The organism is Bacillus infantis, assembly GCF_008180445.1.
In the GTDB taxonomy this organism is placed as follows: Bacteria; Bacillota; Bacilli; order Bacillales; family Cytobacillaceae; genus Bacillus_AB; species Bacillus_AB infantis_B.
Genome location: NZ_VTER01000009.1, coordinates 54,848 through 68,967 on the forward strand (window position 1 = coordinate 54,848; position 14,120 = coordinate 68,967).

General features: G+C 48.5%; 14 protein-coding genes and 1 pseudogene. 5 read left to right on the forward strand and 10 right to left on the reverse strand.

Going from position 1 to position 14,120, the window contains the following annotated elements; genetic code table 11:
- Window positions 1–31 precede the first annotated feature (31 nt).
- Window positions 32–526 (forward strand): annotated as a pseudogene (locus FZD51_RS17835) (NAD(P)-dependent alcohol dehydrogenase); the annotation flags it as partial.
- A gap of 84 nt (window positions 527–610) precedes the next feature.
- Here the strand turns inward: FZD51_RS17835 and FZD51_RS17840 are convergent.
- The 3 genes from FZD51_RS17840 to FZD51_RS17850 all read right to left on the reverse strand — a co-directional run bounded on the left by FZD51_RS17840 (window position 611) and on the right by FZD51_RS17850 (window position 3,454).
- A complete protein-coding gene (locus tag FZD51_RS17840; RefSeq protein WP_148976117.1) occupies window positions 611–1,525 on the reverse strand; it encodes a peptidoglycan recognition protein family protein in 915 nt (304 codons plus the stop codon).
- Between the two features lie 224 nt (window positions 1,526–1,749).
- Window positions 1,750–2,838 carry an NAD(P)-dependent alcohol dehydrogenase gene (locus FZD51_RS17845; protein ID WP_148976008.1) on the reverse strand — a complete coding sequence of 363 codons (1,089 nt, stop codon included), beginning with the start codon at window positions 2,836–2,838 and terminating at the stop codon, window positions 1,750–1,752.
- Between the two features lie 334 nt (window positions 2,839–3,172).
- Window positions 3,173–3,454, reverse strand: a complete 282-nt coding sequence (locus FZD51_RS17850; RefSeq protein WP_148976009.1) for a hypothetical protein — start codon at window positions 3,452–3,454, stop codon at window positions 3,173–3,175.
- Between the two features lie 196 nt (window positions 3,455–3,650).
- Here FZD51_RS17850 and FZD51_RS17855 point away from each other — a divergent pair, with 196 nt between their 5' ends.
- Entirely contained in the window at window positions 3,651–4,133 is a 483-nt protein-coding gene (locus FZD51_RS17855) for a DinB family protein (RefSeq protein WP_148976010.1), read from the forward strand.
- Between the two features lie 51 nt (window positions 4,134–4,184).
- Here FZD51_RS17855 and FZD51_RS17860 read toward each other — a convergent pair whose 3' ends face one another.
- A complete protein-coding gene (locus FZD51_RS17860) occupies window positions 4,185–4,745 on the reverse strand; it encodes a sugar O-acetyltransferase (RefSeq protein ID WP_148976011.1) in 561 nt (186 codons plus the stop codon).
- A gap of 147 nt (window positions 4,746–4,892) precedes the next feature.
- On the opposite strand from FZD51_RS17860, the gene FZD51_RS17865 reads away from it, so the two are divergent.
- Entirely contained in the window at window positions 4,893–5,270 is a 378-nt protein-coding gene (locus FZD51_RS17865) for a YidH family protein (protein WP_148976012.1), read from the forward strand.
- Window positions 5,271–5,314: 44 nt separating this feature from the next.
- On the opposite strand, the gene FZD51_RS17870 is transcribed toward FZD51_RS17865, so the two are convergent.
- Together FZD51_RS17870 and ypfJ are read right to left on the reverse strand one after the other, a co-directional pair.
- Window positions 5,315–5,815 (reverse strand): cupin domain-containing protein, encoded by a 501-nt coding sequence (locus FZD51_RS17870; RefSeq protein ID WP_148976013.1) that lies wholly within the window; start codon window positions 5,813–5,815, stop codon window positions 5,315–5,317.
- 21 nt (window positions 5,816–5,836) lie between these two features.
- On the reverse strand, window positions 5,837–6,682 hold the full coding sequence (ypfJ, locus tag FZD51_RS17875) for a KPN_02809 family neutral zinc metallopeptidase (protein WP_148976014.1): 846 nt from the start codon (window positions 6,680–6,682) through the stop codon (window positions 5,837–5,839).
- Window positions 6,683–6,856: 174 nt separating this feature from the next.
- On the opposite strand from ypfJ, the gene FZD51_RS17880 reads away from it, so the two are divergent.
- On the forward strand, window positions 6,857–7,915 hold the full coding sequence (locus tag FZD51_RS17880; protein ID WP_148976015.1) for a sulfite oxidase: 1,059 nt from the start codon (window positions 6,857–6,859) through the stop codon (window positions 7,913–7,915).
- A 54-nt stretch (window positions 7,916–7,969) separates the two neighbouring features.
- Here FZD51_RS17880 and FZD51_RS17885 read toward each other — a convergent pair whose 3' ends face one another.
- Together FZD51_RS17885 and FZD51_RS17890 are read right to left on the reverse strand one after the other, a co-directional pair.
- Window positions 7,970–9,427, reverse strand: coding sequence for an MDR family MFS transporter (locus FZD51_RS17885; protein WP_262380986.1), 1,458 nt, complete (start codon window positions 9,425–9,427; stop codon window positions 7,970–7,972).
- A 178-nt stretch (window positions 9,428–9,605) separates the two neighbouring features.
- Window positions 9,606–10,346 carry a DUF1836 domain-containing protein gene (locus FZD51_RS17890; protein WP_148976017.1) on the reverse strand — a complete coding sequence of 247 codons (741 nt, stop codon included), beginning with the start codon at window positions 10,344–10,346 and terminating at the stop codon, window positions 9,606–9,608.
- 249 nt (window positions 10,347–10,595) lie between these two features.
- Here FZD51_RS17890 and htpX point away from each other — a divergent pair, with 249 nt between their 5' ends.
- Window positions 10,596–11,474, forward strand: coding sequence for a protease HtpX (htpX, locus tag FZD51_RS17895; RefSeq protein ID WP_148976018.1), 879 nt, complete (start codon window positions 10,596–10,598; stop codon window positions 11,472–11,474).
- A gap of 135 nt (window positions 11,475–11,609) precedes the next feature.
- Here htpX and FZD51_RS17900 read toward each other — a convergent pair whose 3' ends face one another.
- Both FZD51_RS17900 and FZD51_RS17905 read right to left on the reverse strand, forming a co-directional pair.
- Window positions 11,610–12,593, reverse strand: a complete 984-nt coding sequence (locus FZD51_RS17900; RefSeq protein WP_094768017.1) for a bile acid:sodium symporter family protein — start codon at window positions 12,591–12,593, stop codon at window positions 11,610–11,612.
- Window positions 12,594–12,614: 21 nt separating this feature from the next.
- Window positions 12,615–13,988, reverse strand: coding sequence for an FAD-binding oxidoreductase (locus tag FZD51_RS17905; protein ID WP_022543287.1), 1,374 nt, complete (start codon window positions 13,986–13,988; stop codon window positions 12,615–12,617).
- Between the last annotated feature and the right edge of the window lie 132 nt (window positions 13,989–14,120).

The following is a 14,120-nucleotide window of genomic DNA, read 5'->3' on the forward strand; positions in this document are numbered from 1 at the left end:
AACTGGAATAGAACAGCAGGGGGCAGAGAATATGAAAGCTATCATTTGCGAAAAGTACGGCTCACCAGAGGTTCTTAAATTAACGGAGATTGATAAACCGGTTCCTGAGGATGATCAGGTTCTTGTGAAAATACATGCGGCTTCTATAAACTTAGGAAATCTGGTCTTATTAAAAGGAGAACCGTTTCTAGCCCGTTTTGCCTTCGGGCTTCGCAGGCCGAAATACCCCATACCAGGCGGAGATACAGCTGGGGTGGTAGAAGATGCAGGCAAAAATGTTAAACAGTTCAAGCCTGGCGATAAAGTGTTCGGCGATCTTTCGGGGAGCGGCTGGGGCAGCTTTGCCGAATATGCAGCTGTTCCGGAAAGTTCATTAGCCTTGATGCCTGCAGGACTTTCCTTCACCGAAGCAGCCGCTGTGCCGATGGCAGCCGTTACAGCTCTGCAAAGCCTGCGTGATAAAGGAAATATTAAAAAGGGGCAGGAGGTGCTGATATACGGGGCATCCGGGGGTGTCGGAACTTTTGAAGGCCATGCCCGGGGAAAGGTCGTCTTATCCATGTCCCAGTCCCCCAGTGCATGATTTCTTTTAAAAGTTCAGGCCTTCCACCTAGCGAATAGAAGCTGCTATTTCCTTCATTTTCCTCTCTACCAGCGGATAAAAGCTTTTCTTGGCATCCTCAGTGGAATTCCCGCCGAAGAATTCTGTCCCTGGACATGTTTTGACTGCATGTCCGCTGCTTTTGTCCAGCACTTTTTCACCGGTGTTGATGTCCCACCAATGATGATAAGTAATGGTATTCACTGATGGGGAGAGCCCATATTTCAGCATAAGGAGGGCAGTGACTGCAGTGATGGTCTCCTTTTGCTCTTCTGTCATTTTGTTTTTGTCAAAATTGCCGACGTTTTCGATTGCTATGCTATCCGCCTCAATCCTATGCATGGCGGCTTTATTCTGCAGTCCGAATGACCCCTCAGGTGCAGTATTGAAGGACCGCCCGACAGCTACTTTTCCATCCGGGAAAGTGGTCAGATGCTGGCTGATATCACTCCAGCCCATTCCTGTCACATGATACTGTTTCATGCCTTTCAGCATGGAGAAATGATTGCTGCCGTTGAACTGCTCGTAGGAAGGCTGAAATGTATGATGCTGCTGGACCTTGCCGACCTTCCTTGTGAATTTCTGATTAAAGATCCAGTCCTGGAATTCTTCTCTTGTCATCAGGACAAACTGCCCTTCCATTTGAAGTTTCTTCGGCGGTATTCTCAGTTTCTGCCCCGTATAAATCGAGTCAGATGCAAGCCGGTTCACTTTCTTTATGGCCGCGGCATCAGAGCTGAAGCTTTGTGACAGCTTCCATAATGTATCTCCGGATTTCACCTCATACACGATGGGCACCCGCAGTTTCTGGCCCGGCAAAAGAAGGGACGTCTGCAGCCCGTTGATTTTCTTTAATTCTTCGGTTGTTGTCTTATAAGTTTCCGATATTCTCCACAAGGTATCCCCCCGCTTTACATCGTACATGTTCCGGGGGTTATTCGCTGCACTGGCGGGGGCAGCCAATGCCGAGGCTGATAGAAGAACGCTAAGTAAAACAGCTAGTTGTTTTTTCATCTGTGATGTCCTTTCATTGTGATTCCATCCTGCTATTAGTTTGGTTGTCAGCAATGAAATTATTCCCGCCAGCTCTCCCCGCTGCTTTGTATACAAATAAACCCCCGCCGCAGGCGGCGAGGTTTTATTCTCTATTATCCAATTTTGACAATCGGCTTGATCGCAAGACCTTTTTTAGAATCTTCAAAGGCCTGGTTGATGTCGCTGAAGTCATAGAATTCCACTAGTTTATCAAATGGGAACAGGCCATTTTTATAATAATCGACCAATTGAGGGATGAATAATTGCGGCACAGCATCTCCTTCGATGACGCCGACCATTGTTTTGCCTTCTGCCATGATTTCTTCATGAACATTGATTTCCATTTCCGGCGTCACACCGACGATTGCCAGCGTCCCAAGCGGACGGAGAGCCCGTAGCCCCTGGCGCACCACAACCGGAACCCCGGTGGTTTCAAGTCCGTAATGCACTCCGCCATTTGTAATTTCTTTGATGCGTTCAACAACATCTTCGTTTTTGCTGTTGATGACGTGTGTAGCACCAAGCTCTTTTGCTTTTTCCAGGCGGCTTTCATGTATATCAATGGCAATGATATGTCTGCATCCGGTTATTTTGGCCGCCATGATGCCGCTCAAGCCCACTGCTCCTGTTCCATACACAGCGATGGATGTTCCAAATTCCGGCTTCAGGCGGTTCAATACTGTTCCGCTTCCGGTTTGGATGCCGCATCCTAAAGGTCCAAGCAAGGCCAGATCAACATCTTTGTCGACCTTAACCACATTTCGCTCATTGGCAACTGCATATGTACCAAAAGAAGATTGCCCAAAGAACGTGGAAAGGCTGCGGTCATGCTGATGCAGGCGATGGGTTTCGTCTTCCATTTTGCCGCCGAAGTTAAGATCATTGAATTCGGTGCAGACTGTCGGGTGGCCTGTCAGGCAGTTTTCACAATGCCCGCATGAGGCAAAAGAAAGCACAACATGGTCTCCCGGCTCGATTGTTTTTACGCCGGCGCCTACTTTTTCTACAATCCCGGAGCCTTCATGGCCCAGTACAACCGGATAAGGAGTCAGGCCCAGATCACGAGCCACTGCATCTGTATGGCAGACGCCGGAAGCAATGATTTTAATCAGGACTTCATTTGCCTTTGGTTCAGCCAGTTCTACTTCTTCAATCTTGAAGTTTTCTCCCTGGCCATGGGTGACAGCTGCTTTAATCTTCATAAGACGTTCATCTCCTAAATATACGAATTCGCCAACCAACACAAAATTATTTAGAGATACTAAAAAAGCCGGCAATGAATTACCCGCTTCTTAGTATGGCAGCTATAGAATACTTTCAATCATCCTTTTGTTATTTTCTCCGAATGGCAATTCAGCCCTATATCCCGCTCCTTAACCAGTTCGCAGGTCGACCCTTTCCTGTCTTGTATAAACGTATGTAACCAATTGGCGCTTAAAGTTTCAGCCCAGATCAGCCCTACTTCCGGCTCCTTGCTTTATCGGAGCCGAAGGAGCAGTCGAATACTCCTTCTGCTTACGGCCATTAAAGTTTGCGCTAGCTTAACAGCTTTCCGAAAAAAACGACCAAGACTAACATTACGGATTGCCCTGCTGTCAAAACCGTTGCGGCGATGCTCCTCGCCAGCCCCCTCCAGCTAAGAATCCCGCCAAAACCTATAAGGGCTAAGATAAAGGCAGACAAAGTCAGGTAGAGTAATAATTCAAACGGATCTAGGCCGATGATGGCATAATTGATCGGTCCTGAGAAAGCCGCTGCCATAAACAACACGATACAAATAATGGAGAATATGAAGGACCAGACATTCACTTTTTGCATAGAAACCTCCCAATTAAGAAAAGTCAGCGCATTATTTTCAATCTTTGCAAATTTATCTACTATCCTTATAGTACCAGAATCCGAAAATAAATAAAAATCAGATCTTCAATGAAGAGATCCCATTTCTTTTTAAAAGCAGGAATCCATTCAGCTCAGAAAGAAGAGAGATAATGATGGCTTATCAAGGGGGCAGCTTATGAGAAAAGAAGAAATTATTGAAGAAAAATCAAGTTTCATTAACTGGGTGAACTCACTGGCACAAATGGATGAAGAACTATGGTTCCTCCCTTTCCGGGAAGGCTCCTGGGGAACAGCCGATGTGGTTTCCCACTTTATTACCTGGGATCGATTTGTCATCAGCCGGCGTATGCCTGCCCTGCTGAGTAAAGAGGAAATTCCTTCTGAAAAAATTGATGCAGATGCAATGAATATGGAAGCGGGACAATACGCGAGGTCAGGCATCAGCAAAAAAATGCTGATCAGTGAGTTTGCTGAGGCAAGAGAAGAGCTTCTCTTACTTTTGGAAAAACTGGAGCCGGAAAGATTTCAGGAGCTGTACCCAGGGAGGGACATGACAATCGGCCAATACTTTGCCGGATTGATTGAGCATGACCACAAGCATAAGAAGGAAATTGAGGATCATTGGGAGCGTTATGTGAAGCAGACCAGCCGGCAATAGGCCAGTCTGCTTTTTTTATAGTGAATCTTTGAGAGTTGATCATGAATAAGATTAGACGTCTATAAACTTAATCACTCTCGCCGGGTTTCCGCCTACTACAGCATTATCAGGCACATCCTTTGTTACAACTGCACCTGAGGCGATGACTGCATTATTCCTGATTTTAACGCCCGGATTAATAACCGCCCTGCCCCCGATCCAGACACTATTTCCGATGGTGACGGGCTTCCCGAATTCCGGACCGGCATTCCGCTCTTCCGGATGCAGCGGATGCCCTGCTGTATAGATATGTACACCTGGAGCCATAAAGCAGTTATCGCCGATATTCACTTCACACACGTCCAGGATGACACAGTCAAAATTCGCATAAAAGTTTTCACCAACCTTGATGTTATAGCCATAGTCACAGCGGAAGCTTGGTTCAATATAAAGCTTCTTCCCAGTCGATCCCAACAGCTCTTTTAAAAGCGCTGCCCGTTTCTTCTCTTCAGTTTCTTCTGTCAGATTGAACAGCCGTGTCAGTCTGCGTGCATTGGCCCTTTCTTTTACAAGGATTGGATCTGCCGCATCATATAGCTCACCTGCAAGCATCTTATCTTTTTCAGACAGCATATTAACGGTACCCCTTCCAGATTGAGTGTTTACCTTTATTCTACCTGCTCTTTGGGCAAGGAGCCAGTTGCATCAGGTTGCAGATTAGCCAATTTTCCCAGTGTATGCTACCATTTATCCAACAAACTGATAGTGTGGTGATTGAGGATGGACAATGGGCAGCCTACAAAGGATTCTAAGTATATCCAGCAGCATTTGGGCAATGAGCGGACCTATCTGGCCTGGGTCAGGACAAGCATCACAATTATAGGAGTCGGCTTCCTTATCACAAATCTTCACTTTTCCACTCTTCCTGCTGCTTCGATGATAGGAGACGCCCTGGCGCAGATCATCGGGCTTGCTTCCATTATTGTGGGGATATTGACGATCATCATGACTACAATCGGATACTTCAGGAAAGGACATGAAATCAACAGCCAATCATTCAGGTTTTCCAGAAGGATGATTGTTCTCCTCTCAGCTCTTTTGCTGCTCATCTTCGCCGTGTTCGGGTTTTATTATATGTTCGTTTGGGGAATTCTTTAAAGCAATCAAAAGCCTGGCACTCATCTTGTGCCAGGCTTTTTTGTTTATTTCACCCATTTTTCAAGCAGCGGGCCTGTATCTCCATAGACAGGGTCTGTTGCAGGCACCGGTACACTGCGGATATCTGAGAGTGCCTGCGCGCGTCCTCCCGGATCTTTCTTTTTCAAATCATGACTCATTCCATCCGGGTAGGCTCCAACAACCTCAAAGTCTTCTGAGCTGTCGACGTTTTTATGTCCTGTCCCTGCAGGCAGCACAACGACATCCCCCGCTTTCACTTCAACTCTTTCTCCGCCGTCCCCGCCTAACAGAATAGTAGCGCGGCCTGAACGGACACCGAGGACTTCGTGAGAGTTGCTGTGATAGTGATGGTAGTCGAACACTCCGCCTGTCCATGTGCCGAGCCAGTTATGGCGGGTGAATGTTCCCTCTATCGTATTGGCATTGTCACTGAAGATCCCTTCATAGATGATGACAGGCAATTCCTGATTGTTCGGGATATCACCATTGTCCTGGAGAAAAAATGATCTGACCTGCGTTGCCATATGCATCCACTCCTTTGTAAGTTATAGGTTACGGGCGCTGAACGTATCGCCGCCCTCTATCGTTCCACTCTGGAAGCCCCTATTGAACCAGCGCTTCCTTTGTTCAGAGGTGCCGTGGGTGAAGCTTTCCGGAACTGCATAGCCCTGAGCCCTTTTCTGGATCGTATCATCGCCGACTGCATGGGCAGCCTGGATTGCTTCCTCCAGATCACCTTGCTCTAGATAACCCATTCCCTGTGCATGATGCGCCCAAACGCCGGCATAATAATCAGCCTGAAGCTCAAACCTGACCTGATATTTATTGAATTCTTCCTGGCTGAGCTTTTGGCGGAGAGGCATAATCTCATCCGTAGTGCCCAGGAGCGTCTGGACATGATGGCCGACTTCATGGGCAACGACATAGGCCATGGCAAAATCGCCAGGTGCCTGGAATTTTTCCCGCAGCTCCCTATAGAAACTTAAATCAATATAAAGCTTTTGGTCTCCAGGGCAATAGAACGGGCCGACCGATGCACCTGCTGCTCCGCAGGCAGACTGGACGCTGCCGGTATACAGAACAAGGGTAGGCTCCCTGTATTCCATCCCCTGCTCCTGGAAAATCTCACTCCAGACTTCCTCTGTATCTGCCAGCACGACTGATACAAAATCGGCCAGTTCCCTTTCCTCGGCCGTTTCTTCATAAGGTGCAGGCGACTGCTCCCCTCCGGTCATCCCCAGACCGCCAAGAAGTTCGCCGGGATTGCCTCCCAATAGTGTAATAATCAGGACAATGACAATACCTCCGAGGCCTCCCCCGACGAGCGTTTTGCCGCCCATTCCCCTTCTATCCTCAACATTGGAGCTCGCTCTTCTTCCCTTCCATTTCATGGTTTATCCTCCCTGCTGCCATTTTCTTTCGCAAGAATCATATCTTTTAGTCATATACCCGCACAGGACAGGAATTATCTCCATTAAGGGCCGGAATTTTTTACATATAGGAAAGGCATGATCATCCTGTTTCTATCATATAAATGGATATTTACCGATTCAGGAGGCCGTATTATGCAAAAACCTTTTGTAAGGCCCTATTTGACCACCCATAGCCTGCAGCCTGAGAATCAGGAATCGCCCATTGAGTTCATTTCAGGCAGGAGAGTCGGCAATTCGCTTTTTTACCGGAGAAATCATTTTGCCTATCCTTCGCTTTCAGCATCTGCCTATTGGCTGCCTGTCAATGGGTCAGTTTCCTTACCCCGGCTCTATTCCCTGACCGAATTGATGAATCTCCCATCGAGGACCGTGACCGCCATTTTGGAATGCGCCGGGAACAAGAGGAGCCTTTTTGAACCCAAAACCTTCGGTGAGCAATGGGAAAAAGGCGCGGTCAGCCAGGGGAGCTGGAAGGGCGTTCCGCTTGCCTCCCTCCTCGAGGGTGCAGGCATCCAAAATGGAGCGGCAGAAGTCATCTTTGAGGGCTATGACTTTGGAGAAAGAACCGATTCTGACGAGGTATATTCGTTTACAAGAAGCCTTCCGCTGGAAAAAGCCCTGCATCCGGATACACTGGTTGCCTACGAATACAACGGAAAGCCGATCCCATTCAAGCACGGCTTTCCACTAAGACTTATCGTTCCCCAGTGGTATGCGATGGCTTCCGTAAAATGGCTCAAGAGCATCACTGTTGCAGATGCCCCGTTTACAGGACCTTTCCAGACTATCGATTATGTCTATTATCCTCATAAAGAAAAGGATGAAGGAGCAGCACCAGTAACGAAGCTCCATGTCAACAGTTCCATCCGCCATCCATTGGACGGACAGATTCTTCAAACCGGGAGCCATCCTGTCAAAGGCATCGCATGGACCGGTAAAGGGAAAATCGAAAAAGTGGAGATAAGCACTGACGGAGGTGAAAACTGGAAGGAGGCAAGGCTTGAAAGCCCGGCAGCAAGCGGGTATGAGTGGCAGCCTTGGGTGTATGATTGGAAGGCCGGTAAAGGAGAATATACTCTTATGTCCAGAGCGTATGATACACATGGCCGTGTACAGCCGGCTTCCCCATTTTGGAATAGGAAGGGGTATGGGTATCATGCGATTGATATGGTGAGTGTTAAGGTGGAGTGATAGTGTCTGGCACAATAAAAACCGGCAGGATTCCCCCCTGCCGGCCACCTGCCGCTACTCCTGCGGCTTCTCTATTTTTTTGTTGATTTCTACGCGTTCTTTCCCCATAAAGAGAATGGTCACTGCCGCAATGCCAATCGGGATGAGGGCCAGCATAAATATGATGGTGATGCTGTCTGACATCCCTGCAATGATTTTATCAAGAACCGGGGCCGGGATTTTCGCCCGCTCCGCCGGTTCGAACAGCTGCTGCGGGTCGCCCATCGGCATTGCCCCGCCGGCCTGCATGCCTTTAAAAGCATTCTGCAGTTTGTCAGCAAACACATTCTGCTGGACGATTCCGAAGATGGTAATGCCAAGCGTCATGCCAAGCGAACGCAAGAATGAGTTCGTTGAGTTGGCTGAACCGCGGTATCTCGGATCCAGATTGTGGATGGATGCTGTCGGAAGCAGCGAAAATGAAAACCCTACTCCAAATCCGGTAAGGATCATAAACAGAGTCAAAGCCCATCTGGCTGTATCCGGTGTCATATTGCCAAGGAGAAGCATGCCGGCAAAAAAGGAAATGACCGAGATGACCATCAGATTCCGATAGCTGGTTTTTGTCTGGAAAATCCCTCCGATGGCGCTTCCTGCTACAGAACCAAGCATCATCGGCGTCAGGATCAGCCCGGCGTTTTTAGCTGACCCGCCATAGACAGCCTGGACAAAAATCGGGATGTATACAGCCAGGACGACAAAGGTGCCGCCATAAAGGAATGCAAGGATCTGGGAAGTAGCAAAAAGGCGGCGCTTGAACATCCAGAAGGAAATGATCGGTTCATCTGCCCGCGTTTCCACCCATAGGAACGCAATGAAAAAGAGGACAAATCCCGCGAACAGTCCGATAATCTGGAAAGAGTCCCAGGCGAATTCCTTTCCGCCGAGCTCAAGGCCGAACATAAGGCTGACAACTGCAGCCACCAGTGTGAAAGCACCGGCCCAATCAATTTTCTGCCTTTGATAGTCATTGGATTCATGATAGTACTTGATGATCAGGAAGACGGAAACGATCCCGATCGGTACATTTATGTAGAAAACCCAATGCCAGCTGATCCAGTCGGTAATGAATGCTCCGAGCAGCGGGCCCAGGACACTGGCTGTCCCGAACACAGCCCCGAGAAGGCCGGTCATTTTCCCCCTTTTTTCAGGCGGGAAAATATCAAATACAATTGTAAAAGCTATCGGCATGAGGGCTCCTCCGCCAACCCCCTGGATAGCCCGGTAAACGCTGAGCTGGACCATCGACTGGGCAAGTCCGCAAAGGGCAGAGCCGATCAGGAATACGGCTAGTCCAAAAATAAAAAAGCGTTTGCGGCCGTACATATCGGAAAGCTTCCCAAAAATCGGCATGCCCGCCATAACGGTGACCATATAGGCTGAGGTGACCCAGACAAACTGTTCGAATCCGCCCAGGTCTGCCACAATGGTCCCCATCGCTGTGGCAACAATCGTGTTGTCCATCGCTGCCATCAGGATGCCCAGCAGAAGTCCGGCCACTACAAGATTTACATTCTTTTGTTCTGCCACGTTAAACCTCCATTAAAACTGAAATAGGATAGATAAGATATCTATTCAATTTTAATTTTTATCCTTCCAAACATCAATGCCGCCCGTTCGACAAACTCTTACAGAAAAACACTGAGGCACACTACTCCCCGTTAAGAAACAGGGTCGCACTCACATATTTCCTTGTCAGAGTCTTATAGTAGGCTGACAGCACAGTGAGGGCGGCGGTTGTCAGCACATTGGATACAATCTCTCTTTGAGGTCTGGTCAAATTCGTGTATCCTTCCACTATTGAAGCCGATTCTCTCCGGATCTCCTGTTCTACCTGAAATTGCGCGGTGCCTTCAGCCAGCTTCTGCGGATGCACCTTTTCAAAAATGCCGGCATATCCAGCGTAGAAAATGATCGGGTCAATCACATCGTCAGTCCTATCTTCCGGATTATTAAAAAGAAGGGTCAGTATCTTACGGATAGAGCCAAAATCCAAAGCCGACTTCAGATCCTCCACAATAAAAAGAATCGCCGCCTGGTCAATGGTATACTTCTTCCCGGCCTGCGGCGTCCCAACCAGCTCGCGCATTTCTCTTTTCACCCAGTTCTGGACTGCTGTGGAGGAAAGATTTGTATACTCGATCTGATTTCCGAGCGAGACAATTTCATTGACGCTGAAGCCCGGAACCGGGGGAGTCTGCCTCATGATCTTTTCAAATACTGCAGGCATATCCGTCTCAATAAAAATCTCCAGCTTCTTTCCATATATATTGGTCAAGTGCCCCGACTTCCAGGCTTCCTGCAAAACAGCCTTCGGGATCTTCTCCCCTTCCCCCCTGAGCGCAAACAAAAGCTCTGCCATCCTGGCCCTCGACAACTGAAACAACTCCATACTCACTCAACTCCCGACCGATACTTTGTAACCCTATCCTAAATCTTTCCCCTGACACCGTCAACGGTGCTTCCGCGTGCCTGGCACCCTCCGTGGACAAAAGGAGCGTATTTGTCTTTTTGCGGTGCCAGGCACGGAGTTATTGGGGAGGATGTTTTATACTTGCTTATTTGTGCATATTCATATAAAATAAGGTCAAGTTACAAGTTCAAATGACCTTAAAATTTTATATAAAAAGGATGAGAATAATTGGGTAAAAGGATATTTTACTTTTTATTGACCAATGTGCTGGTTCTGTTGACCATCTCGATTATTTTTTCACTGATCGGCGGCGGAAATTACATTAATGCACAGGGCGGGATTGATTTTGCTTCCCTGCTGATATTCAGTGCTGTCATTGGTTTTTCCGGATCTTTCATCTCCCTGGCAATGTCACGCTGGATGGCAAAGCGGATGATGAATGTCCAGGTGCTGAAGCCTGAAGGGTCTTTATCTCCTTCTGAAAGGCAGATTGTTGAAAAAGTCCACCGCCTCTCAAGGGCAGCAGGACTCACACATATGCCGGAGGTCGGAATTTATCATTCTCCTGAGGTTAATGCATTTGCGACCGGACCTTCCAAAAAACGTTCATTAGTTGCTGTATCGACTGGCCTGCTTCAGGAAATGGATGACGATGCCATCGAAGGCGTCATTGCCCACGAGGTTGCCCATATTGCCAATGGCGATATGGTCACCATGACCCTCCTTCAGGGTGTAGTGAACACTTTTGTTGTATTCCTGGCCCGTATCGCTGCATGGGTGGCATCACGTTTTGTAAGGGAAGAGATGGCTCCGATTGTCCACTTTATCGCCGTGATTATCTTCCAGATCGCATTCTCGATTCTTGGAAGCCTGGTCGTGTTCGCCTACTCAAGGCACCGTGAATACCACGCTGACCGCGGCGGCGCAGACCTTGCCGGCAGGGATAAAATGACTCATGCCCTGCAGATGCTGAAAGCCTATTCCGCCCGCATGAAAGGCGAAGAGCAGACAGCGATATCAACCTTGAAAATCAATAATAAAGGCAAACGCTCTTTATTCTCTACTCACCCTGACCTGGATGATAGAATTAAACGTTTAAACAGCTGATCTACCTGATGCTGGCCCGTTAAAGGCCGCCTTCCCCCGGCGGATTTAGCGGGCCGGCATTTTTTTGCTTCTGCTTTCTTTCCTGAAAACGAAAAGCACTGCTGCTGCAGTGCTTCTCCTAAATCTCAAATTCTGCTATACATTTGTTTTCGCATTTCCTTCACTAATGGGGTAATCTTCTTCCGCTCTTTCGGAAACAGGCTTCTTCGACCAATAGGTAGCCAAAATCGGGCCGGATATATTATGCCATACAGCACCAGCTACACTCGGCAGTGCTGCGAGAGGGCCAAAATGGGCCGTGGCAAGCGCCACACCAAGACCTGAGTTCTGCATTCCGACCTCAATGCTGATGGCTCTCCTTGTGCTTTCATCCAGCCTTAAGGCTGACGCGGCCAAATAGCCCAATAAAAGCCCCAATCCATTGTGAAGCGCTACAGCTGCAAAGGTCAGCAGCCCTGCCGATGCAATGTTGGCTACATTTCCTGCTACCACAGCTGCGACAATAATAATGATGGCAAGTACGGAAATAAGCGGAATGATCGTGATGCCTTTTTCTACAGCCTGCGGCATAAAACGGCGGATAAGCAGGCCTAGAACGATCGGTACAATGATGACCTGAACAATCGATAGGATCATGGCTTTCGCATCCACCGGCATCCACTGGCCTGCCAGCAGCAGCAGGATAAAGGGGGTTGCCAGCGGGGCAAGCAGCGTTGAAAACGAAGTCATAGCGATGGAAAGAGGCAGATTCCCTTTTGCCAAGTAAACCATCACATTGGAAGCCGTTCCCCCTGGTACAGACCCAAGCAGGACCAGGCCGGCTGCAAGCTCTGCAGGCAGATCCAGAAGGTAAGCAATTGCAAATGCCCCGAGCGGCATGATGATGAACTGGGCACAGACACCGATGATAACAGGCACCGGATTTTTAAAAATAAGATTAAAGTCGGTCCCTTTCAAGGTCAGCCCCATTCCAAACATAACAACGCCAAGCAGGATGGTGATATAGCTGCCGAACACAAGGAATGGGTCAGGCAGCAGGTAAGCAATTATCGCCATGCAGATGACCCATATGGCAAAATATTTGCCGGCAATTGTACTGATTGTTTCAAGAACCTTCATCAATTTTCCCCCGCTTTCTTTTTAAACAAGTTTATTGGGATTCAGGAGGCCTTCAGGATCAATGGCCCGCTTGATTTTCTTCATCACCTCATAGGCCGCGCCATGCTCCTTCTCCTGATACTTCTGCTTGCCGATTCCGACCCCATGCTCTCCTGTACAGGTCCCGCCGCGCTCCAGTGCATACATGACAATCCGTTCATTGAACTCCTCTGCCTGCTGCACCTCCAGCGGATCATCCATATTGATCATCAGCAGCACATGAAAATTCCCGTCCCCGACATGCCCGACTATGCCCCCGGCCAATCCCAGTGCATCGAGGTGGACCTTGCTGTGTTCCACAGCTCCGGCCAGTTCTGATATAGGCAGGCATACATCTGTTACCATCATCTTCTTTCCAGGATACCCGTGAATATAAGCATAAGCGAGATTATGGCGCGCCTCCCAGAGCTGCGTCCTGGAAGCGTTGTCAGTTTCAAAGTCAATTTGTTCTGCCTGGCATTCCTCAGCGATCGCCTTCATGAATTCAACATCCTGCTTCAGCCCGGCCCCGTTTCCATGAAACTCCAGAAACAGCGTCGGCTTTTCAGCATACCCGGTACCGCTGAATAAATTAACCTGCTTCATTGAAGCCTCATCAACTAGCTCTCCCCTGGCTATCGGAATTCCTGCCTGGAGGATGCTGACGATTGCTTCGACCGCAGAGGTGATGGTGGGAAATGAAGCCCTTGCCGCCAGAATGGCTTCCGGTATGCCATACACCTTCAAGGTCAATTCAGTAAAGCATCCCAGCGTCCCTTCAGATCCGACAAACAGTCCATTCAAATGATAGCCGGAGGATGATTTGGCTGCCAGATTGCCTGTATGTATAATAGTCCCGTCAGCTGTCACCACTTCAAGATCGCGAACCTGATCCCGCATCACTCCATACCTGACCGAGGTTGTCCCGCTTGCATTGGTCGCAGCCATCCCGCCTAAAGTGGCATCTGCCCCAGGATCAACCGGGAAAAACAAACCATATTTCTTCAGGACTTTGTTAAGCTGGGACCGGGTAACGCCCGGCTGCACCCGCACAAGAAAATCCTTTTCCCTGACCTCCAGCACTTTATCCATTTTTGAAAAATCGACAGTTATCCCGCCGTTATAGGGGATCACATGTCCTTCCAGGCTGGTTCCGCGCCCAAATGGGATAACCGGCATTTTATGCCGCCTGGCAGTTATGATGATTTTTTGGACATCCTCCGTCGATTCCGGAAAGACGACGACATCCGGCAGGCTTTCTTTATGATAGGATTCATCCCGGCTTCGCTGCTCCCTTTCTGTTTGATTGACAGAAACCTGCCCTTCTTTTAACATACTCTGCAGTTCTCCTATCGCTTCCGCGCTGACTGTATTCATGCATCTCTCTCCCTGCTGAATAATGGTTCGTACCAATTAGTCATATATTCAGATTGGTCCAACCTTTTCGTCCATTTTACTAAATTGTCTGAAAAAATCAATAACTTCTTTCAAAGTATTGAGCTTTCCCTG